The organism is Paenibacillus plantarum (assembly GCF_013141695.1).
Taxonomy (GTDB): domain Bacteria; phylum Bacillota; class Bacilli; order Paenibacillales; family NBRC-103111; genus Paenibacillus_E; species Paenibacillus_E plantarum.
In genome coordinates this window covers 26,778-48,750 of sequence record NZ_WHNY01000035.1, presented here as the reverse complement: position 1 = coordinate 48,750, position 21,973 = coordinate 26,778, and the positions used below count along the sequence as shown (strand labels likewise).

Here is a 21,973-nt window from a genome sequence, read left to right as displayed (position 1 = left end):
AATGATTAACATTATTGGTTTAGGCTACATAGGTCTACCTACAGCACTAATGATGGCGAAATATGGAATTAAGGTAGTGGGTACTGATAATAATATTGAACTAGTAACTACATTGATTAATGGGGAACTGACCTTTGAAGAAAAAGGTATAAAAGAACTTTTTCAAGAAGCTATTGCAAATGGAATTGAATTTACTACAGAATATCAAAAAACACATACTTATATTATTGCAGTACCAACTCCATATCTTAAAGAGAATAAAAAACTTGACTCGAAGTATGTAGTTTCAGCATTAAACAGTGTTCTTGATATTTGTGAGAAAGGTGCAGCAATAATCATTGAATCAACTATTTCTCCAGGTACAATTGATAAATATGTACGCCCTGAAATAGAAAAAAGAGGGTTGGTTCTTGGAGAAGATGTACATTTATTACATGCACCTGAAAGAATTATTCCTGGCAATATGATTTATGAACTTGAACATAATTCAAGAACAATAGGTGCAGATAGTCCTGAAATCGGTGAAAAAGTAAAGGGATTGTATGCACATTTTTGCAGAGCGGAAATAGTGATAACAGATATTAGATCAGCCGAAATGTCGAAAGTTGTAGAAAATACTTATAGAGATATTAATATTGCATTTGCGAATGAATTAGCAAAAATCTGTCGTATGGATAAAATGAATGTTTATGAAATTATTAGAATTGCCAATAAACATCCACGAGTTGATATATTACTTCCTGGTCCTGGTGTGGGAGGGCATTGTATTTCTGTAGACCCATGGTTCTTAGTTGGAGATTATCCTGACCTAACTAATCTAATATTAACAGCACGAAAAATAAATGATTCTATGCCAAGACACGTATTAGGCCGAATCAGAGATATTATGAGAGAACATGATATAAGAGATATATCGAAAGTTGGTCTTTATGGGTTAACATATAAAGAGAATGTTGACGATACAAGAGAAAGTCCAACACTTCAATTGTTAGAGCGAATGGATGAACACTTGGCATTTGGTGTTAAAGTATTTGACCCTTTTGTGAAGAAAAGAATTGTTGATCATCAATTTATGAATTTCGAGGATTTCTTAAATGAGATAGAAATAATTGTTATTATGGTGGGACACGATCATATTAAAAATAATATGGATCTTATAAAGGATAAACTTATTTTTGATACAAAAAATATTTGTACTTATGATGTTGCTTATAAATTATAAATAAAAGTAAGTAGGGATGGGTCAGGAAAAACAGGTTAGTATACGACACACGGCAAGCAGAGATCAAAATGTGTATTCTAGTTAAGTTGGGCAAGTTGCTGTCTTGGAAAGAGGAGATTCCTTCCTGCGAAGCTCTTGACTGGGAGAATAAATTTCACGCACTTTCTGTGGAATATTCTTCTGCATCTGACTCGCTTACTTTGCAATACCACAGTTTGCCTGTATATAATTATCTCTAGTACTTCCGCCCCTCCCACATCCCCAAAATCACGACGAATAGACCATTGCCGCAATTCATGGATTTGCTACAATAGGTATATAAGTCAATCACATAAATCGGACGATAATGGCAAAGCTGATGAAAATCAGTGACGCAAAGCTATAGGGACTAAGGTGGTTTATGCCAGTATGTCAGCCAGCTTCCGAATCATCGTGCCTCCCAGTGATTTATGTGAAATCGAGGAGGGAATTAGATGGATAAGTTTTGGCATTCTTTTTGGTTGAGATTTAACGAGGCTATCCTGGATAGCTGCATCTGCGATGTTGAGCGAACGAAAATTTTTAATAAAATTAGTTATCATCGTACTAAACTGTATACATAAGGAAAGCACCCAAAGGGTGCTTTTTTCGTTCGTAGTCTTATTGACGCCGCGGGTATTGATTCAAGCTAGAAATAGGACTATTGACTATGACCTAGGTCCCTCTGCAAATGTCGAATCCTCAAGTATAATGAAATTATTGGCAGCATGTACCAAACAGTTATTTGGGACTGTCGGTGAAACGTCTGCGTTTAAACCCCCAGCATTTGATCCAAATAGCGCCTTCATCATCTTTGAAAAGCTTGATACCGAGCAGTTTCAAAGGGGTCCATACTTCTGTAAAGTAGTAGTTAGGCAAGTGCATCGTCTCCCGTGTAAGGCTTATATTACTTTAATATAATCGTTTTCATTTAAAAAGTATGTCGAAATTTGTCGCCTGTCTTATGGGGTGATTATTTTTGCGTTAAAATGCACCTCGAGGTGCATTTTTTTTGCGTTTTCTGCGACAATATGTGACTTCTGGGCTCTAAGAGTTTATAATAAACATATCTATTATGCGACTTGGTTGGTGAATATATGAAGAAAAAGAAATGGATGAAGCGACTAGTATGGGCAGGAAGTAGTGCTGCTCTGCTGCTTGTAGTTGGGTATTTTGGCATGAATATAGCTATGTCTTATTTCCTGAATTCGATGATTCCCTCCATGCCTTTGGAAATCAGTCAAGCAGCTGAAGATGAGACTAGTTTAATAGTTTCTGATGTTAGTGATGTTAATAGTAAAACTAACGCAACAACAGTAACGATGGAGTCTACTATTCCCAATGTGCAGAAGCTAGATGATGCGACGCCTACGCTTAAACCGCAAGGGACAACAATTCCGATAGATACACCAACTGAGAAACAAGCTACTAGTTCATCTACGCAGAAGTCGAATGAATCTAAGAGTGCTGATCAGATCTCGACACCATCTCCAGCAGCGTCTAAGAATGGGACAGGCTATGAAGCTCAAATTACGACGGAGAAAGCAAAAGAGGTCCAGGATGCGATCACGCTTAAGGAGAAGGCTTCGGTGACTTCGGTGCTTCTAAAGAAATTAAGTGCGTCAGATATCCAACTTTTTGCGAAGATGGCTGGTAATGGTTTATCTGTAGATGAAAAGAAGAAAGCCAAGGATATTATTCTGCAGAAGCTATCGGAAGACGAGTATAACCAATTGATTGGAATTGCAGCGAAGTATGGCTTAAGTCAAGGGAAGAAGTATGCAGAAACGCAACCGAAGTCTACAAAGTAATGTAAATACAGTTGCTAACTACAGTAGGGGGTTGAGATGAGAAAAAGGCTCATACTGACGGTCATTGTGCTAGGTATGCTAGGAGTTGGCGGTTATACGGCTTATAGTTATGCGATGAATGTGATTGCAGATAAAATAGCCAATCAACTTGTTCTGGATGGTGGGACAAGCCAACAATGGTTGAATTCCATGGATTTGTCCGCTGTTGCAAATACGATTGAAATTCCTCCTTCTGTTACCCCGAGTGCTGAGAAGCCGAAGTCTGCAAGCGAAGATAAGTCGGATGGAAACGTGAACCCGAAGAACTCGAATGAGCAGGTAAACGTTGCGAATACCGTGAAGGGGCAAGAGCCAACAACGGGAAATGAACAGAAGAAGTCGACTGCAACGGAGAAGAAGGAAGATGTTCAATTCGAGAATAAGCAGGAGGCTGTGAAGTTCGTGATGAGCCGATTCTCGGCATCTGAACTCAATAAACTTAGGCAAATGGCTAGTGGTGGACTGACGCCTGAGAAGAAGGCAGAGATGAAGAAGATCGCGTATACGAAGTTTACATCGGCAGAAATTGCGGCCGTACAGAAAGTGGTTTCTTCCCAATAATACATAGAAGAGGTGTTCAGAAAGTGAAAGCGAGTCAACGAATGAAAGCAATTACAGGTTTATCCCTAGCCCTGGTGATGGGGATTTCTGCGCAAGCATCGGCAGCACAAGTGCCAATGGATGTGGATGTGTATCAGGTTCCGATGCATTTTACGTTTGATGGGAAGGAATATGCGCCGCCAGTGGATCAGCAGGGATTTATTTATGAAGGCACGACGTATGTGCCCATTCGATTCATTTCTTACTCGCTAGATAAAGCGGTCAACTGGGACCCGAATACCTACACGGTAACGATTGCAGAGCCTAAGGCGACAGAGAAAATTAATATTAGTGAATATAAATTAAATACGCAGGTTTTTTCGAAAAGCAATGAAAAGTTCGATAAATCGAAGTTGGCGCTAAGTAATTTGAAGGTATATAAAGAGAAAATTAATTATGTTTTTGATGGTGTTAAGAAGAGTCCATCTGATGAATTGCCAGGGTATATTGTTGATGGTAGTTTGTTTGTTCCGATTCGTTTCTTCTCGGAATCTGTTGGGAAAACGATTAACTGGGATTCGGAAACGTACACGGTGTCCGCGGTTACGAAGGAAGAGAAGAAGCCTGAGGTGAAATTGCCTGAAGTGAAGCCAGAGACTAAGCCTGTAGTTACACCACCAATTGGTGGTGGGGCAGGTGGTGGGGGCGGATCCACCATTAAAGTATCTGTAGATTCAATTAAAGCTGAGGCTAAGGGGAAAATGTCAGCTCTTGAGACAGAAGCAGCTGGCGTATTGCTAGAACTGTATCTTAAATATCTTGCAACACATGATGAGAGCTTAAAATCACAAGCTAGAGAGTACATCAGAGAAACATCAGATAGAAAGTTTGAACAAATCATGAGTGACACGGAAACGAAATTAACTTCGAATGGTTACGATAGGTCAACAATTGATACAATAATTGATACCTATAGAAATGATTATGAGAAAAAGAAAGCTGATAAAGAGAAGGACCTTAAAAACAAGTAAACCCGCCCATTTTTTGGGCTTTCATTCACCGAATAGGCAATCGCACACATACAGTATAGTAGAAAATCAAACTATACAGAGATTGTGAGTGATTACGATATGACGAAGCGTGAAGATCAAGAATTTCGTCCGCCGGTCGGAGGGCATGGTGGCGGTATAGGACATGGACCTGGCGGTATCGGAGGCATAGGCGGACCTGGAGGTATTGGCCACGGACCCGGCGGTGTTGGTGGCATAGGTGGACCTGGAGGTATTGGCCACGGACCCGGTGGTATTGGAGGCATAGGTGGACCTGGGGGTATTGGACACGGGCCTGGCGGACCAGGCCACTTCCCAGGAGGCCCTGGACATTTTCCCGGTGGCCCAGGTCACTTTCATGGCGGCGGCTTTAACAATGTATTGCCATGGGTAGTGGCTCCATTGCTTTATGGTGCGGCGACACAACCGTACTACCCACCCTATTACCCGTACCCATATCCATATCCATACCCATACCCATATCCATACCCGCCGTACAATCAGTAATATCCACCATATCCGTACCCTATAAATAGGGATGAGGAAGTATAATCTCCACTGTATGAAAATAAGAGCTGCCTAACAAGTAGAAGTCCTTCCTTGTTAGGCAGCTTTTTGTATGTAAGGTCTATTTTCAATTATATGTTCTGGGTTGCATCCTAGACTCAGGCAGCAATTTGAATGTTCGTTCTGCGTCTGCGTGTTAGCATGACAACTAAATATGCGCCATAGAGCAAGTAGCAGATACTCAGCACAGCAACAACAAATACTTCGTTCGCCGTTGTTGTTGCGTTCGTCAACTGGGCCATGGCATCGAACATAAAATGAAAAATGATTAACGGGAGAATACGAGCCGTCATGACAATCAGCAAGGCTAAAATGAGTCCGATGAGAAATGCATTTATGATCTGAAGTAAAATGGACAACCAGTCCCGACCATTTAGGGCATTGGCCATATGTAGGATACCAAAAAAGATGGAAGAAAACAGGATGTAAAACAGTGAACTTTTATCCTTCAACTTTGCCCAAATGATCCCTCGGAAAATTGACTCTTCGGTATACCCGACCACAAGTGAAAACAGGACAATCAAGACGATCTTGCCTAAGGACAGTTCGCTATTAAATCCACCAATCACAGGTTGAACAAAAACAATGATAACGAGCGGAACATAGTACAGCACCGCCTTATTGTTTACTCCTGCCAGTCGTTTGAAGCCAAAGATAGCCATAGTGCTGTCTTTCCTTCGCATATACATGGTAACAGCTATCGCCATGACGATGAATGCGCACCCTTGGGCAATCATCATCCCTGTATCTCCCAAGCCTCGCACGGTGGCTGCAGCTGATGCTACCGAAATTAATAAGGTTAGCACAATGCCGAGGAAGAGTGAGAATAGAACTGGCTGATCCTTGTAAGTTTTGTCAGACATTATAGGCATGCCTTACACCTCTTTCATCTAAAAGTAAACGAATTCTATTATAACAAAAATGGATAAAAAAGGAATATTATTTTTACCCGCAGGCACGTTATACGAATGAAACCAAGTAGCTCTGCAGACAACAGCAGCAGTACGACGACAGGATAATCCCGCTTTAAAACCTTGATAAATCACAATGTCATTAAGTTAAGAAAATAACCCCATATAGCGTTATAAGAAGAGCTATTAGTGAGCCGACATGACATGATGACGGCTACAATAATTAACTGGATTTACTATGTTCTAATATCAGAATTCCAAAACTATCACTAACGACATAAAAGCAAATATCTTTAATAAACAGCGAATGCCCCCTTGTCAAATCTTCCAAAGGGGGCATTCGCTGTTTTTCTAACCCGTTAAGTTAATGACATTGTGATAAATCAAGGTTTATGTCGTTGGAGATTCTTGTCTTTTTTTTGCGACAAGAATCTCCCTTATTAGCTAACTCAGAAGTTAAGCAACTAGTAATAAATGACGTTAGATGGCAAAATTATACAAATTATCTTTACGATAATGATATTTGGAGGTGATTTTGTGAAAACAAAATTACGCTATATTAATATATGTGACTTATCTTTTACAAGTCAATAACATTTTAGCTTCAGAGGAGAGTGTAGGTTTGTGAATGATCATCATCTATTTATTAAGAGAATTTTGATCGGAATATTGGTAATGGCGTTGGTTATCCCGTTCATACCAGTATCCCTTTCATCCTCGTCCACTGTTTATGCCACTCCCGTGATTCCTGCGAATCCTAGCGGTGTCGTCATGGTGGAAGATTTCGAAAATGTCGACTTTAGCGAATTATACTTGGACAGTATACGCAATAAAGGTGTCACTCTCGCGCTTGAAACTAATCCCAAATACGTTCGTAATGGGGCAAAGTCCTTACGATTTGATTATGATTTTATTGGAGTTACAGATAATCCCTCTCAATTTGCTGTGGGTGATAAAACTCAAGTAGTACCGTTGCCAGGCGGCAGGGTTCCCAAGAAAATTGGGATGTGGGTATATGGCAATAACGAAGGACATGGTGTAACCGTTAAGTTTCGTAATGCAACTGGTTCGACTAGAAATTATGATATAAGGGATGAAGAGACAGGTATAGACTGGAGTGGTTGGAAATATGTAGAAGCTACAATAGGGCCGGATATGTCTGTGCCGGGCTCACTGTGGTTTTACTTCCAGGTTAAGCAAAGACAAATGAGCAAAAAGAATAAAGGTTCGCTTTGGATTGACGACGTCAGGCTCATTTATGATGAACCGGTTGGTGAAGATATGACCGTGCCCGTGATCACTCCGACTTCACCGACGCCAAATCAGACTTTGAACGCACCGCTATCCAATATGACCCTGTCTGCGGACGATGTTGGATTGGGCATCGATCCAAACTCGATCCAACTGACCGTGAATGGAAAGTCTGTCACATCGGCGACCTACGCCTACGATCCGGTCAATAAATTGATTGCGTATCATCCAGATGCACCGCTTGATGGCGGCTATTATGAGGTGAATGCGGCAATTAAAGATATGGCCGGTAATCCTGCAACGGCAGATTATTCTTTCAACATAGAGCATGGGGCACGGCTTACCATGGAGGCACCGGAAGAATCACTTAGCAGCGACATTTACCGATTACAGCTCGGAGCAAAGGGTGTAGGCGCGGCAAAGAGCGTACATACCAAGCTCAAGTTCGACCCGGCGACTCTGCAGGTGAAAGCAATAACCGGGCGTTCCGACCTGAGCAACGTGCAGACCACTATCGATAATGTAGGCGGTTATGTTGAGTTTAGCGCAGATGGTTTGCAAGGAGACAACGCGAATCCTTTGGCAAGTATCGATTTCGAATTCACTAGAACGGCCAAGATGGAACGCGGCGAGACATTTAAGCAAATACGCATGGCGGAAGGCGCCTTCGGTTATACGGGCGGCACTTCGGTGAATTCCTTTGCCGCTCCAATTAACTATAAGATCGCGTTCCCGTACAACTTGGCAATCAAGGGAACGGGTTTGCAAACGCAGTCCTTAATCACCGTTACCAATCACGCCGGAGCACCGGTGGCAGGAGCGGCGATCGAGTACTTAGATCCAAACGGTCCTCAGACATATGTAACCGTGACAGCTGCGAATTCCAATATATATAGAAACGCCGACGGCACGACATCTTTGCTAGCGGTAAAGAAAGATCAGCAATTTATCGCAACAACAGGAAGCACTTCCGGATTTGTAAATGTGTATTTGCCTGATGGATCCAGGAAAGGTTATATATCTACTGCTGATGTTCAGCAAAATGATCTTAAACGAGGCATTGGCTTAACGGATTCAAAAGGAGAAATTCATACGCCACTCTTAACCCTTGGGATAGGCACTTGGACACTGCAAGCGGTCAAGGACGGAAGCACCACCGAAAGTATGAACATGGAAATTGTTAATCAGTTTGGTAATGACGAACCGGAATATGTGCAAACCTTTGTTGCCGAAGATATGAGAACAATGATGAACGTAGGATGGCAGACGGCACCTAGAGTTCAACAAACCTCTATTCAGTACAGGAAGGATAGCGAGCCCACGAAATCGATTGTGCAGGACGCGCTTACGGAAGTGCAAGTGATCCATCGTGAAAAGAATGGTCCCTTAGTCGAACTTAAGTTCCATCAGGCATCGGTTACTGGTCTTGAGCCGGGTACGAAATATCGTTACAGGGTTGGTTACGAAGGACATTGGAGTACATGGTACGATTACAAGACAGCGGACCCCGCGCAGGATAAGCCCATTTCTTTCGTATTCATATCCGATTCGCATGCCAATAGTGATAATGGAATTGATAACTTTCAAAAACTGATGACAAACGCTTTTACAAATTATCCGAACACCCAGTTCATTATGCATGGCGGTGACATTGTTGACGACGGAAATTTCTTAGATGAGTGGACCCAGATCTGGAAATCTACGTCGATCTACGCAACCTCGATTCCTTCGGGTTACACGATGGGTAATCATGATGTTGGAGGTGATGGCAAAGGGATTTTCGCCAAGGGATGGGAGCTTCCTAAAAACGGACCGGATTTCATGAAAGAATACGCCTATTCCTTCGATTCAGGCGAGGTGCATTTTATCGTGATGAATTCCGAAGGTGACGAAGTAACCATGGCCAAGCAAGCAGAATGGCTGCGCGAGGATATTCAGAAGAGCAACAAAAAATGGAAAGTCGTTATGTTCCATAAGCCTGTTTATCATACTGAAAAGGGGCGCGGGGATTATATCGAAAATACACAAACCTATTTCGGACCCATACTAGAACAATTGGAAGTAGACTTGGTGCTGGAAGGCCACGATCACGTCTACTCGCACACGTATCCGATGAAAGCGGGTAAGCCATTGAAGAATGGAGAGCGTGGGACTGTCTATTTGGCTGGAGGAACATCTGGCTGGAAGTTCTACGATGGAACAAAGTATGATTATCTCGATTTCATGTATGATGAACACGTTCCGATATACTCTGCAATTCAAGTTAGCCATGATAAGATCTCAATTCAGGCTCGTACGGAAAGCGGAGAATTGGTTGACGACTACTCGATCGAGAAGAAGGATGCAGCCATAACAAGTGTAAGCTTAAGTCCGATAACAGCGAGTGTGGTTCAAGGGGCGACACAGCAACTGACAGCTACAGTAACAGCAGTAGGTGGAGCGGACCAAACCGTAACATGGACAAGCAGTAATTCGAAAGTAGTTGTTGCTGCGAATGGATTAGTGACGGTAGCAGCAGATGCAGCGACAGGCGACTATACCATTACAGCAGCATCAACCTTTGATTCAAGTAAAAAAGGAACAGCAACGATTACGGTAATAGCAGCAACAACAGATACACCATCAACAGATACACCATCAACAGGAACACCATCAACAGGAACACCATCAACACCAACACCAACACCAACACCAACACCAACACCTAAGCCTTTCTACAATGAAAAGGTAAATATCGATCTAATCAAGGTTCTAGTAGAAAAAGTAAACTCTAGACCTGCCGTAACATTCATGGATGTACCTAAAGATTCTCCAGTTGTTAAAACAATCGAGTTAGCAACTAAGCTTGGAATCGTAAAAGGGTATGAGGATGGTTCATTCCATGCTAATGCTATGGTAACTAGAGCAGAGTTTGCGACTATGCTAGTTAAAGCTCTTGGTTTAACGTCCACAGGTGATTCCAGTTTTATGGACACCAAAGGTCACTGGGCGGCAGACGCAATTGCTTCATTACAAACAAGCGGTATTATTAATGGTTACGAGGACGGAACGTTCAAACCGAATCAGACAATCTCCAGAGCGGAGATCGTGGCTATGCTTTCCAAAGTAATAAACACTACTTTTGTGAAAAATAGTAAGTTCAAGGATGCTTCGGGTAACTGGGCAGAGGCTGAGATTGATACATTATCCGAAATGGGTATCGTAAAAGGTGCAACAGATGATTCATTTAAACCAAATGCTAAGGCTACGAGATCTGAGTCGTTACTTATGATTTTGCGTATGCTGAATGTCAGTCTTGGTCTTTCATTGGATGTAGAATAGAAATTTAAAGTTACTTGAAAACGGTAGGTACTAGTAAAACAGTATCTGCCGTTTTGTAGCTTCTTTTGAAAGTGCTCACAACTCTATTCAATCATGTGAAGTCAACATTTCGTTATCCTCGGAAATTAATCATAAGGACTCTATACACCCCTCGCTTAATCCGATTCATGGACATGGATAGGGTAGTCGCGAAGTGGTAGGTCAGGTGTGCATGAGATGCGAGGGGGGTAAAGCATACAATTGGCTGTAAGTTTTCATGAAAACCAAAAATTTGAACACTAAAGTGAACGTATGTTCCGTACTTGCAATCTAACGATATGAAAATATCAACTTAGAAACCTTGGTAAATCACAATGTCATTAACTTAAGAAAATAACCCCATATAGCATTATAAGAGGCAAAGAGCTCACAATCTTTGCCTCTTTTCCGTTCGTACTGTAGTGAGAAATGTTCCTTAAAACTCTTCTAATCCAAAGCTAAAGTAAAGCCGAGACGAAAATTTCTGGTCAGGTTGTCAGCTACCACTTTCAAGCGAGAACAAAAACAAATGGAAAGTCATGATTGCCTAGTTGAGATTGTATTTGACAAGACTAGAATTAATCCACATAGAGACACTTCTACGGCAGATAAACTATTATCCGATCTATTGGCAAGCTCGTGTCAGAAAAGATATGAGACTGTTTGCAGGCTATGAAACAATAAATTTAAAGCTAATTAGAATTATTATAAATAAGGTTGACTTTATTTCTATTTTATTTATAATAATTATTATCTGATATCGATTATCAATGGCATGAATAAGGCCGAATGGAAGGAGTGCATCACCGATGTATGATGTCATTATAGTTGGGGCTGGTCCCGCTGGAGCTTCTGCGGCGATATATACAGCAAGAGGGAATTTGAAAACATTAGTTATCGACAAAGCACCCAATACAGGAGCACTAGCCATTACGCATAAAATTGCGAATTATCCCGGTGTCATTGGTGAATTGTCAGGTAAGGATCTGCTGGATACGATGCGCGACCAAGCCAAAGGCTTCGGAGCTGAGTTCATCCAGACGACGATTACGGATGTGGATGTTGAAGGCGAAACGAAGTACGTGTTTACAGCTGATGGGATGTTTGAAGGCAAGGCGATCATCATTGCAACGGGTTCTAAGGGACGTAACCGCATGCTACCTGGTGAAGAAGATCTGATGGGGCGGGGCGTGAGTACGTGTGCGACGTGTGATGGTGCATTTTTCGAAGGAAAAACGGTCGCAGTGATCGGGGATTCGGAAGAAGCGCTGGAAGAAGCACAGGCGCTCAGTAAGTTCACGAAATCCATTCATTTCGTTGTGCCTCGACCTGAGCTGCAAGGCGTTCACCACGTTCCAGAATTGAAAGGCACAAACATTCTCTATAAGACGAAACCGCTCGAGGTTCTTGGCGATAAGCAAGTTCATGGTCTCAGAATTCGTACGAGCTCTGGTGGCGAGGAAGTGTTGGATGTGGATGGTGTCTTCGTTTTCCTTTCTGGCAGCAAGCCAGGTACGGATTTCTTGCAGGATCAAGTTCCTCTGGATGCCGATGGCTTTATGATTTTGGACAGCTCAATGCAGTCGCCGGTTGCGGGTGTTTTTGGTGCAGGAGAAGTTAGACGTACCCCAGTGAAACAAGCTGTTGTTGCCGCTGCGGATGGTGCGATTGCCGCCATGGCGGTCGATAAATTCATTAATAAACGGGCTCAACTGATCCCGCAATACAAATAATTCAACCTTTTAGGAGATGACCAACTATGTCTAATGTAATTGTATATTCCAGTACGAACTGCCCTTATTGTGTCCAACTGAAAAAATATTTAACAGATCAGCAAGTCGGTTTTGAAGAAAGAAACATCGATTTGAATGATCAATTCGGACAAGAACTGCACGATATGGGTCTCATGTCCTTGCCTGTCACTGTCATCGGTGAACACAAAATTCTTGGTCTCAACGTCACCAAACTCAAAAAAGCACTAGCCGAAATCGCTAGCTAATCCCACACATCAAAGGAGATATCAACCATGACACAACAACTAACCGTTCAATCTCAAGCTGCTTTTGCTAAAATTGGGTTGCCAGCACCGAGCTTCTCCCTGCTCTCCACGAAAAATATGGAAACGCTCGAGGAAAAAATCTCGCTTGAGGATTACCGCGGCAGATGGCTTGTATTCTTCTTCTGGCCTTTCGACTTCACATTCGTGTGCCCGACGGAAATTACTGCTTTCAGCGACCATTACGAGCAGTTCCTTGACCTCGATTGTGACATCGTGGGAGCGTCTGTAGATAGCGTCTACACGCATCGTGCATGGACACAAACACCGCGCGATCAAAGCGGCATTGGTCCTGTGAAGTTCCCGTTGGTCAGTGACTTCTCCAAAGAAACAGCTCGTGCCTATGGCGTCCTCGATGATGAGACAGGCGCTGCGCACCGAGGCTTGTTCATCATTGATCCGGATGGCGTGCTACGCTATCAAGTGGTCACGGACATGAATGTTGGCCGGTCGGTTGACGAGACGCTTCGTGTGCTTCAAGCACTTCAAGCTGGCGGTTTGTGCCCAGCGAACTGGAAGCCAGGCGATCGGACGTTGTAAGGCAATCGCCAGGGGCAGCAGCCCCGCGGGCCTTGGCAGGCTAGCGCACAAAAATTATGCGCAAGGGCCCCAGCCCCTGCGACCTTGGCGAGCTAGCGCACAAAAAATGTGCGCAAGGGCCCGGCCCCGCCGGCCGCGGCAGGCTAGCGCACAAAAATTGTGCGCAAGAGCCCCGGCCTCGCCGGCCCCACCAAGCTAGCGCTATGGAAGTGCAAATAACTATTGTAATTTTGCGTAACTTGAAGTAAATTATGAATGAGATCAGGTCGTGAAGAACACGCCGCTTGCATGGGAACTCGTTTCCAGTGCAAGCGGCTATTTTATTTTCTCAACGTAGGGAAGGAGATGGGAAACATAAATGATGAGATGAGTTTGCAGCTTAGTGCTGCGTATGAAAAGTGGATAGAATTACAAATCAAGTCGTCCACAGGAGATCGGCGGTTGCGACTGCAAAAGGGGCTGAGTTTCTCACTAAAGAAATTCATTATCCATGTGCTCTGGCCTGCTGTCGGGAGTTTTGAGGGTTGGTTTGCTGAGTACGAAGTGATGGATTATAAAGACGGATACAGATACCTCGATTTGGCCAAACCATCGACCGGTATCAAAATTTGCATCGAAGTAGACGATAAGGGAACACATGGCCATAATGCTGATTCGTATAAATTTTCAGATGACCGATTCCGCCAGAATGATCTTATCATCGACGATTGGAAAGTACTGCGCTTCTCACTACATAGCATCCTGGAGCAGCCTCTCCGTTGCCAACAACAGTTGATGCATGCGTTAGCAAAGTGGGGGATTGAATCCAATATCGCCCAACCAGCTTTGTCTCCAACGGAACTTGCTATTTTCAAATTTATCGAAAATAAGACGAAGGCCTACTCGCCAGTTTCGATAGCTCAAGCAGTTGGAATCCACAGAAATACGGCCATAAAATATCTGAAGTCTCTAGTTGAAAAAGGTAAAGTGATACCTGATGTCAATACGGGTGGTCCAATAAGGAGATACCGCAACAATCAGGGTTAATGACACGGAAACTTGATTTGTCGAAATGGATAGTTCGTATTCGTGTCCCCATTTGAAGTATAATATATGAATTACAGGCAGATAGTGAGGTCGAATGCAGCATGGCGTCCATTGCGGACAAGGTATTTATGGGTTCTTTAATTTTGATGATGATAGCTGTTGTAGTAAGCGGGATTGGCTTTCAATTCGTGAATTGGAAATCGCAGGTGACCAATGAACTTGAGGGAGAAACGCAGACAAGCAGCAGTCGGAAGAAATCCGTTATGGATCGACAAGATAAAAGTTTGAAACGCATCGGGCGATCTTATTTATTTTGGATTGCGCTTGCGGGCATGCTGATTTCTATAGGGTTAAGTTATTTATCTAAATAGGTCGTTGAAAAAAGCGTATAGCTGCTCAGGTTCATGATGAGGGCTGTACGCTTTTTTGTAAATTCAGGGAAGACGACAAAAATCTACATGAACTGATTGACAAGATTCTCCAACATTTTCATCGGTTGTGCGTTATAAAGAATATATACATTCTTAATAACGGAAGGAAATGTTGAATGATGAAAACTTACTCTCAATTGAAAACCGAAATTCAAACGATATCGGATGAAATATCTTTGTTATATAAGATACAAGATGAACTAAACAAGCACTTACAGGAAGTTTGTCTCCACGAAAACAAAGTTACCCTCGACAATGTAGAATACTCAGGAATGCTGCAAAGTATTGATTACTGTATGGATTGCAGAAAACCATTGCCCCTTGCTAGCTTCGCATCAAGTGTTTAAACAAACTCAAATAGGTATACAGAACAGTGAGTAAATACGCCTTAATTGGTGTGTTTACTCACTTTTTTTATTTAACCTGAATCCCGCGCAATAAAACGCGCAGATAACACCACTTTCTCCACCTGTCTACCCGGATGCTGTAGCCGGTAAAGCAGCGTTTCTACAGCTCGAATGCCCAAGGATTCCTTACCGAGCTCAATGGTGCTCAACGCAGGAGTCGCATAGGCGGTTGCTTCGATATTGTCCAGCCCGATGACTTTAACTTGACTCGGTACATCGAGGCCATGACGCTTCAGGATCGGCAACAGCGCTAGCGCGAGATGATCATTGGCGCAAACAATGCCATCGGGCATGGTTTCCGGCGTCATTGCCGCTACTTTGCGCTCCATTTGATGGAGCATGTGTGGGCTCGAGTAAGCGATTTGCCATTTCTTCAAATGGTAGTGATCAGCGGGGCCGGCTATATCTTCGAGGGCCATGCGGCAGCCCCACCAGCGCTCTTTGAAGCTGACGGCGAATTGGTCATCGCCGATGAAAATCACACGCTTCGCGCCAGCGGAGAGTAGGCGTTGACAGGCCATTTTGCCAGCATCCAAATTGTTATTGAGCACACAATCGACTTCGATGAGCGGTTCATGATGGTCGATGAGGACGAGTGGAATGCCACTCTGTTTCAACGAAATAACAGACTGCGTAGGAAAGGTGCCTGCTAGCAGCTGCCCAATGCAATGCGACGGATCGAGATAGGAAGGCATCTGCAGTCCCAGTTGATGATGAGGCGCGATGGGGACGATGAGATGCTCAAAGCCTAATTCTTTGCTGGCTGCGGCAATGCCGGTGAGAACTTTTCCCCAGAAAGGGTTGTCCTCCAAATAGGTAGACTGAATCCAAACCAAGATATAAGGAGAGATTTCGGCTTGGGCGTGTATGTCTCCATTCGGGACGTGGCTGGCAGATAGATGATGCGTTGGTGTGCGTTGTGCGTGCTTCTGTTGGAGCGTATAGCCCATCGCTTTCGCAGTCTCCTGAATACGGAGACGGTTCTCTTCACTAACGCCTGATTTACCAGATAAAGCTTGAGAAACGGTATATTTGGACATACCTAATCGGTCAGCAATTTGCTGCATGGAAACTTTTGGGCTCATGAGTGACATCCTTTTATGTTATACATACGTTAATTTTTCAAAACAAACCTAACAAATCTATTGTTCCTGATCAAGGGGATATTGTCAATCTACGTTTATTTCATGGTCTTATGCAAAATAAAGATTGACCTCAACTCGGAAAGTGAGTAAATTGTGTTCATGATTAAGAGTTGTTAGCCTAACAAAAATAACAAAAATTTATAAAATAACGATTAAACCCACACATCGATTTGGAGGATGAAAACATGCTTACAACGATCATATTTTACGATCCCACATTTCCATATGAAGGAATTCGGCCCGATGACAAGGCTGTTGCACAGCTTGGAGAAATAGGCAGAGTGGTTGGAGCGGAGGAGCTAGAAGCAGCGCTGCAGCAGGGGGCAGATAACTTCATTCATCTCCACGGACGTTACTTTCCGAAGTCGGCTTGGCAATCTATCCTAACTCATGCGCGTAAAGGCAAAGGATTCGTACATCTAGGCAGCGCTCCTTTCCGAGTACCGGCTTACCTAGGCACAGAGGGCTGGGAGCTGGAAATCGAGCAGACAGCCTACCATCAGCAGCTTCAAATTCATGAAATTCTTTCCGTAGACGACGCTCCTATTGCGGGATATGCCGCGAATGCTGAGCTGCCATTGCTGGCAGGTAAGGAAAATCTGTTCGCTATTCAACCGACGGTTGGATTCGCGCTGCATGTGACACGGACCGATGATCATCCAGGGCAAATTGGTTCTAGTGGTCCGATGGATGCGCATTTCACGCCTCTTCTGAAGGGGATTTCCAAAGAGGGACGTGAAGTGGCAGCGCCGATCGTGCTTCTTGAGAATACGAAGGGGGCATTCGCGGGGGGCCGCCACATTTTCGCCAATGTAGTTACTGATGAAACTTTCTGGGGTAACGGGGGAGTGGCGTTAGTAAGTGAGTTAGCAGCATATACGAAACGAGGCGTTACGGAGATATGGTTCAAGCCGAACTACGCTTGTTATGATCCTGGCGACCGTGCATCTTTGACGGTTCAATTGCAGACACTTGCGAATCGTACGGGGGCTGTGTCTGAGAATGAGTCTTGGACATTCCATGTCCAAGTATCCAAAGACGGTGCATCAACGCCTTTCTGGACGACGGATTTCTCGATGAGTGCGTCACGCGAGCTCTCTTTTAAAAAGGTAAACATACCTGTTGATATTGAAGCGGGTTACTATACAGCGGTTTGTAAAGCGGTGGCGAATACGGGGGAAACGCGCACGTTTAACCAAGGCTTCTGGGGATATGATGCTGATTTGCTTCGCGAAGGAACGCCGATGTCCTGTGATCGCGACTACTTCTGGAAGGACGGACGTCCGCTTCCGATCGTTGGGATGACGTATATGACGAGCGATGTGGCGAGGAAGTTTTTGTTCTTACCGAACGTTTCCGTGTGGGATCGCGATATTGCGCAAATGGTTAAAGCGGGCATCAACCTGCTTCGTACTGGCGTGTGGTCAGCGTGGCGTCAAATCATGTTCGTAGATGGACATCCTTATGAGGAAGTGCTGCGCAGCATTGATGCTTTTATTTTGACTTGCAAAAGACATGGGATCGAAGTCACGTTCAATTTCTTCTCTTTTACACCTGAGCTTTGGGAGGGCGTGAATCCGTATTTGGATCCGCGCAGCGTGGAAGCGCAGAAGCGGTTCATTTCCTCCGTGGTGTCCAGACATAAGGAAACGACGAATGTGCATTGGGATCTGATCAATGAGCCGTCGATGTTCAATCCGAGCAAGCCTTTTGCTGGGCCGCAGTCGGCGCATGATGCATTCGAGCACGAAGCGTATGTAGCTTGGCTGGAGGAGCGTCATGGGGATATTCGCAAGCTGCAAGAGCGCTGGAATATGTCTCCTGCTGAGCTGCCGAGCTTCGCAAGTGTCCGTTTGTTGGATCCTTCTGAAGTGAACATGAGCACAACGGAGACGGTGGAGAAAAAAGGTTCCCCATGGCTGGATTACACCCTCTTCACCATGGACATGCACAATCGTTGGGCGAAGGAATTGATCGCGACGATTCGCAGTATTAACCCCGCACAGTTGGCGACTGTGGGACAGGATGAGGGCTTAGGGGCGCAGCGGCCGTCGCCTTTCTTTTATGCAGAAGCAGTGGACTATACGACGGTGCATACGTGGTGGTTGATGGATCAGTTGGTGTGGGACGGGATTTTTTCCAAGGCGCCGACGAAGCCAAGCTTGATTCAAGAAACGGGTATTATGTATGTAGAGACGGCAGATGGGCGTGCGAAGCGTTCGGAGGTTGAGTTGCGAAATATTTTGGAGCGCAAATATGCCTATGCCTTCTCGACAGGTGGAGCGGGTGCTGTTCAGTGGATTTGGAATATCAACTTCTATATGAATAACATCAATGAGTCGCATATCGGTGCGCTGCGGGCAGATGGGACAGAGAAGCCGGAGGCGGATGTTTCCTATGATTTCGGAGCCTTTATGGGTGAGATACGTGATCTCTTCGTTGGACGCAAATTAGAGGATGTCGTGGCAGTGTTCCCGTATTCGAATGATTTCTCAACGCGCAAAGTAGCCGGTGAGGCAACAGCGAAGATGACGCGCACGCTAGCTTATGGGATGAACGTACCGTTCCGCGGGTTGAGCGAGTATCATCTCGAAGCATTGGCATCAGATCAGCCGAAGTTGATTATCGTGCCGAGTGCGCATAATTTCAGTGATGCCGCTTTGGAGAAGTTGACGACGCATGTCCGTGAAAATGGCGGAACGCTGCTGTTTACGGGGCCACTTGGTTTGAATGAGTACTGGGCGCCTGTTGCTCGGTTGACCGATATTGTAGGTGAAACGGTGCTCAGCAACATTGTTCGTGAAGAGGCGATGGTGTTGGAGGGCGAGATGATTCCGGTGTCCTTCGGTGGTGCACGGATCGCTGAGTTGAATAAAGAGGTTCCACTTTCGGATGATGGAAAATGGAATTCTCAGCATGGCGTCGTTCGCAGCTACGAGCTTGGCAAAGGTCAACTGATCTGGTGTCCACTCCCAGTGGAGCTGGGAGAGCGCGGCGATGTACTTGAGAAGTTGTACGCGTATGCTCTTAAGTCAGCTGGCGTTGATGCGGAACTAACGTGGGTAAAAGGCGGGCAGCTGCCTGGCGTGTATGGGCGGAAGCTTAGCTTTGATAGCGGTTCGTTATTCATCTTCGTCTCGGAGTTCGGCGTGGACACGCAGGTTGAAGTGACGGATCCGGCAACGCGCCGGAGCTATGCGTTCGAGCTGGAAGCCGAGCGTACGGTGATGTTCGCCGCGAATTCTGCGGGCGAGTTGTTGGCGGTGTATCGACCTGAGCAGGTGCAGGTTGAGGTGAAGTAGTAGCAGCTGGATGATTAAATATGAAATATAGAAGAAGCCCTTGCGGGAGAAAAGCTAATGCTTTTCTCCCGCAGGGGCTTTTGGTTGTGCGTGATCTGGTAAAGTTTTCTTTACAGAGTTCCTCCGATTTGTTAGAATTGCCAAAGTTGATTGTCAACCATTTACGTTGATTTTTGGTTGACAATAAAACAATTAACGGATGGTGATTCATTGTGCTTACGAATTATGAACGGCTTGCTGCCCGGAATAAGGAATACTTATGGCATCCTTTTACTCAAATGAAAGACTACAATAACGCTGACCCGCTCATTATTGAGCGTGGGGAAGGCATGAAGCTATTTGATGTCCATGGACGCGCCTACTGGGACGGTTTTTCATCTGTCTGGCTCAATGTACATGGACACAATGTGCCTGAGTTAAATCAGGCCATCACAGATCAGTTGGGACGCGTCGCCCATTCCACGCTGCTCGGAATGGCCAATGTTCCAGCAATCGAGCTTGCTGAGAAACTGGTGGAGATTACGCCGAAAGGATTAAACAAGGTGTTCTACTCGGATTCAGGTGCAACAGCTGTCGAGATTGCGATCAAAATGGCGTTTCAATACTGGCATAACCAGGGAGTACGAGGTAAAACGAGGTTTATAACCATGAATCAAGCGTACCACGGAGATACCATCGGTGCGGTAAGTGTCGGCGCCATTCCTCTTTATCATGAAGTGTACCGCCCTATGTTATTTCCTTCCCACGTCATTCCCTATCCCTGCGCTTATCGCCATGATGGGGGTGAGAGGGAGGTATTGGAAGCAACACTCACTTCACTGCGTCATTTACTGGTGGCGCGGGCGGATGAGATCGCAGCTCTCATTGTGGAGCCCATTGTGCAAGGGGCTGGCGGCATCGTTGTTATGCCGCCGAGCTGTTTGCGCGAAATGTCAGCGTTGTGCCGGAAACACGGCGTACTGTTTATCGCTGACGAGGTAGCGACTGGCTTCGGGCGGACGGGAGCCATGTTTGCTTGTGATCTCGAAGAGGTTACACCTGACTTGATGGTGGTTGGAAAAGGGCTTACAGGCGGCTACTTGCCAGTGGCAGCAACACTCGCGACAGATGAGATTTACCAGGCATTCTATGCGGACTATCAAGAGCAGAAGACATTCTTTCACGGTCATTCCTACACAGGCAACCCGCTTGGTTGTGCGGTTGCGTTAGCCAGCTTGAAGTTGATGGAAGAGCGCAGCATGGTTGAAGGCGTTAGAGCGAAGGCGGCATTTGTCGAGCGAAAGCTCGCTGCGATTAAGGATCATCCGCACGTCGGTGATATCCGGCAGAAGGGATTGATGATCGGAATCGAGCTTGTACGCCATAAGGCTACACGCGAGGCGTATGATTGGTCAGAGCGAATCGGTGTGCGCACAAGTCTGCGTGCCAGAGAACTTGGCATGCTAACAAGACCACTTGGCAATGTGATGGTCTTTATCCCTCCGCTTGCAGCTAATGAAGCTGAACTCGATGCGATGACTGATATTTTAATAGAATCCATCATTAGCGTTACAGAGGGGGCTCATTGACTATGAGCAAAGAGAGTGTTGAACGGATACGGGGTTTATTTGTGACAGGGACAGACACTGGCGTTGGGAAGACAATGGTCACTGCGGCTATTACTGCTGCTCTTCGAGCCGAAGGGCGGAATGTGGGAGTATGGAAGCCTGTTCAATCCGGTGCACGGCTAGGCAGCGGATTGACAGATAGCGAGAGGTTGCTGCAAATCACGGGAATCGATGAGCGACCTGAAGATGTGGCGCCATTTACCTTCGATGCTCCGCTTACGCCGCTGTTAGCCGCTAAACAGGCGGGTGTGATCCTTACGCTCAAAGAGCTGATTGCAGCTGGCGTACCCCTTACTAAACGATACGAAGCGCTGCTCATTGAAGGTGCAGGCGGCGTCGGTGTACCGCTTACCCATGATAGTCTTATGGTGGATTTGATCTCAGAACTTCGGATTCCAGCGTTAATTATAGCGCGATCCAGCCTCGGCACGATTAACCATACGCTTCTGACTGTGTCATTTCTGAGGGCTCATGGCGTTCCGATTGTAGGCATTATTATGAATGATGGGGATTGGTCGAACCCGTCTGACGACCCGAGCATGGCTACCAATGCGAAGCTAATCGAACAGTATAGCAGTACTAAAGTCTTGGGCAGGTTTCCTCGTTTGCACGCCAATTCCAATTCAGAAATGTTCATCCAGACCGTTCGACAAACCATCCAATTGGGGCCGATCAGACAGGTATTGAAATACATTCATACATAGGAGGATGA

At 45.0% G+C, this 21,973-nt stretch carries 17 protein-coding genes and 1 riboswitch; of the genes, 14 read left to right on the top strand and 3 right to left on the bottom strand.

From position 1 onward, the window contains the following. The first annotated feature begins 1 nt into the window (after nt 1). A complete protein-coding gene (locus GC096_RS10870; RefSeq protein WP_171630251.1) occupies nt 2-1,222 on the top strand; it encodes a nucleotide sugar dehydrogenase in 1,221 nt (406 codons plus the stop codon). 338 nt (nt 1,223-1,560) lie between these two features. Beyond that, nucleotides 1,561-1,649: riboswitch (cyclic di-GMP riboswitch) on the top strand. A gap of 332 nt (nt 1,650-1,981) precedes the next feature. Here the strand turns inward: GC096_RS10870 and GC096_RS10865 are convergent. Next, nucleotides 1,982-2,119 (bottom strand): hypothetical protein, encoded by a 138-nt coding sequence (locus GC096_RS10865; protein WP_171630222.1) that lies wholly within the window; start codon nt 2,117-2,119, stop codon nt 1,982-1,984. 218 nt (nt 2,120-2,337) lie between these two features. Here GC096_RS10865 and GC096_RS10860 point away from each other — a divergent pair, with 218 nt between their 5' ends. The 4 genes from GC096_RS10860 to GC096_RS38430 all read left to right on the top strand — a co-directional run bounded on the left by GC096_RS10860 (nt 2,338) and on the right by GC096_RS38430 (nt 5,186). After that, nucleotides 2,338-3,051, top strand: a complete 714-nt coding sequence (locus GC096_RS10860) for a hypothetical protein (protein WP_171630250.1) — start codon at nt 2,338-2,340, stop codon at nt 3,049-3,051. Between the two features lie 36 nt (nt 3,052-3,087). Further along, complete coding sequence (locus GC096_RS10855) at nt 3,088-3,651, top strand: hypothetical protein (RefSeq protein WP_171630249.1); 564 nt, start codon at nt 3,088-3,090, stop codon at nt 3,649-3,651. A gap of 23 nt (nt 3,652-3,674) precedes the next feature. After that, nucleotides 3,675-4,661: a copper amine oxidase N-terminal domain-containing protein gene (locus GC096_RS10850; RefSeq protein WP_171630248.1), complete on the top strand. Its 987-nt coding sequence runs from the start codon at nt 3,675-3,677 to the stop codon at nt 4,659-4,661. A 99-nt stretch (nt 4,662-4,760) separates the two neighbouring features. Then, a complete protein-coding gene (locus GC096_RS38430; protein ID WP_216626092.1) occupies nt 4,761-5,186 on the top strand; it encodes a hypothetical protein in 426 nt (141 codons plus the stop codon). Between the two features lie 158 nt (nt 5,187-5,344). Here GC096_RS38430 and GC096_RS10840 read toward each other — a convergent pair whose 3' ends face one another. Beyond that, nucleotides 5,345-6,118, bottom strand: coding sequence for a CPBP family intramembrane glutamic endopeptidase (locus GC096_RS10840; protein WP_171630247.1), 774 nt, complete (start codon nt 6,116-6,118; stop codon nt 5,345-5,347). 663 nt (nt 6,119-6,781) lie between these two features. Between GC096_RS10840 and GC096_RS39330 the strand changes: the two genes are divergently transcribed. The 6 genes from GC096_RS39330 (at nt 6,782) to GC096_RS10810 (ending at nt 14,740) form a co-directional block, all read left to right on the top strand. Then, nucleotides 6,782-10,729 (top strand): S-layer homology domain-containing protein, encoded by a 3,948-nt coding sequence (locus tag GC096_RS39330; RefSeq protein ID WP_171630246.1) that lies wholly within the window; start codon nt 6,782-6,784, stop codon nt 10,727-10,729. 827 nt (nt 10,730-11,556) lie between these two features. Further along, nucleotides 11,557-12,480, top strand: coding sequence for an NAD(P)/FAD-dependent oxidoreductase (locus GC096_RS10830; RefSeq protein WP_171630245.1), 924 nt, complete (start codon nt 11,557-11,559; stop codon nt 12,478-12,480). A 26-nt stretch (nt 12,481-12,506) separates the two neighbouring features. After that, a complete protein-coding gene (locus GC096_RS10825) occupies nt 12,507-12,746 on the top strand; it encodes a glutaredoxin family protein (RefSeq protein WP_056624514.1) in 240 nt (79 codons plus the stop codon). 27 nt (nt 12,747-12,773) lie between these two features. After that, on the top strand, nt 12,774-13,343 hold the full coding sequence (locus tag GC096_RS10820; RefSeq protein WP_171630244.1) for a peroxiredoxin: 570 nt from the start codon (nt 12,774-12,776) through the stop codon (nt 13,341-13,343). A gap of 255 nt (nt 13,344-13,598) precedes the next feature. Then, nucleotides 13,599-14,369: a putative endonuclease domain-containing protein gene (locus GC096_RS10815; protein ID WP_171630243.1), complete on the top strand. Its 771-nt coding sequence runs from the start codon at nt 13,599-13,601 to the stop codon at nt 14,367-14,369. Nucleotides 14,370-14,470: 101 nt separating this feature from the next. Then, the gene (locus GC096_RS10810) at nt 14,471-14,740 is read left to right on the top strand and encodes a hypothetical protein (RefSeq protein WP_171630242.1); all 270 of its coding nucleotides are present in this window, start codon (nt 14,471-14,473) and stop codon (nt 14,738-14,740) included. A 478-nt stretch (nt 14,741-15,218) separates the two neighbouring features. Here the strand turns inward: GC096_RS10810 and GC096_RS10805 are convergent, their stop codons facing one another. Beyond that, nucleotides 15,219-16,292, bottom strand: coding sequence for a LacI family DNA-binding transcriptional regulator (locus GC096_RS10805; RefSeq protein ID WP_171630241.1), 1,074 nt, complete (start codon nt 16,290-16,292; stop codon nt 15,219-15,221). 245 nt (nt 16,293-16,537) lie between these two features. Between GC096_RS10805 and GC096_RS10800 the strand changes: the two genes are divergently transcribed. The 3 genes from GC096_RS10800 to bioD all read left to right on the top strand — a co-directional run bounded on the left by GC096_RS10800 (nt 16,538) and on the right by bioD (nt 21,965). Beyond that, nucleotides 16,538-19,654, top strand: coding sequence for an alpha-amylase family protein (locus GC096_RS10800; protein ID WP_171630240.1), 3,117 nt, complete (start codon nt 16,538-16,540; stop codon nt 19,652-19,654). Nucleotides 19,655-19,866: 212 nt separating this feature from the next. Then, a complete protein-coding gene (bioA, locus tag GC096_RS10795; protein ID WP_171630239.1) occupies nt 19,867-21,222 on the top strand; it encodes an adenosylmethionine--8-amino-7-oxononanoate transaminase in 1,356 nt (451 codons plus the stop codon). A gap of 2 nt (nt 21,223-21,224) precedes the next feature. Then, complete coding sequence (gene bioD, locus GC096_RS10790; protein WP_171630238.1) at nt 21,225-21,965, top strand: dethiobiotin synthase; 741 nt, start codon at nt 21,225-21,227, stop codon at nt 21,963-21,965. Nucleotides 21,966-21,973: the final 8 nt, after the last annotated feature.

Excerpts from the sequence above, each read along its gene's own strand:
- GC096_RS10860 (WP_171630250.1), top strand. The coding sequence starts at position 2,338 with ATGAAGAAAAAGAAATGGATGAAGCGACTAGTATGGGCAGGAAGTAGT.
- GC096_RS38430 (WP_216626092.1), top strand. The coding sequence starts at position 4,761 with ATGACGAAGCGTGAAGATCAAGAATTTCGTCCGCCGGTCGGAGGGCAT.
- GC096_RS10870 (WP_171630251.1), top strand. The coding sequence starts at position 2 with ATGATTAACATTATTGGTTTAGGCTACATAGGTCTACCTACAGCACTA.
- GC096_RS10820 (WP_171630244.1), top strand. The coding sequence starts at position 12,774 with ATGACACAACAACTAACCGTTCAATCTCAAGCTGCTTTTGCTAAAATT.
- GC096_RS10805 (WP_171630241.1), bottom strand. The coding sequence starts at position 16,292 with ATGAGCCCAAAAGTTTCCATGCAGCAAATTGCTGACCGATTAGGTATG.
- GC096_RS10810 (WP_171630242.1), top strand. The coding sequence starts at position 14,471 with ATGGCGTCCATTGCGGACAAGGTATTTATGGGTTCTTTAATTTTGATG.
- GC096_RS10815 (WP_171630243.1), top strand. The coding sequence starts at position 13,599 with ATGAGATCAGGTCGTGAAGAACACGCCGCTTGCATGGGAACTCGTTTC.
- GC096_RS10825 (WP_056624514.1), top strand. The coding sequence starts at position 12,507 with ATGTCTAATGTAATTGTATATTCCAGTACGAACTGCCCTTATTGTGTC.
- GC096_RS10855 (WP_171630249.1), top strand. The coding sequence starts at position 3,088 with ATGAGAAAAAGGCTCATACTGACGGTCATTGTGCTAGGTATGCTAGGA.
- GC096_RS10830 (WP_171630245.1), top strand. The coding sequence starts at position 11,557 with ATGTATGATGTCATTATAGTTGGGGCTGGTCCCGCTGGAGCTTCTGCG.
- bioD (WP_171630238.1), top strand. The coding sequence starts at position 21,225 with ATGAGCAAAGAGAGTGTTGAACGGATACGGGGTTTATTTGTGACAGGG.
- GC096_RS10800 (WP_171630240.1), top strand. The coding sequence starts at position 16,538 with ATGCTTACAACGATCATATTTTACGATCCCACATTTCCATATGAAGGA.
- GC096_RS10840 (WP_171630247.1), bottom strand. The coding sequence starts at position 6,118 with ATGCCTATAATGTCTGACAAAACTTACAAGGATCAGCCAGTTCTATTC.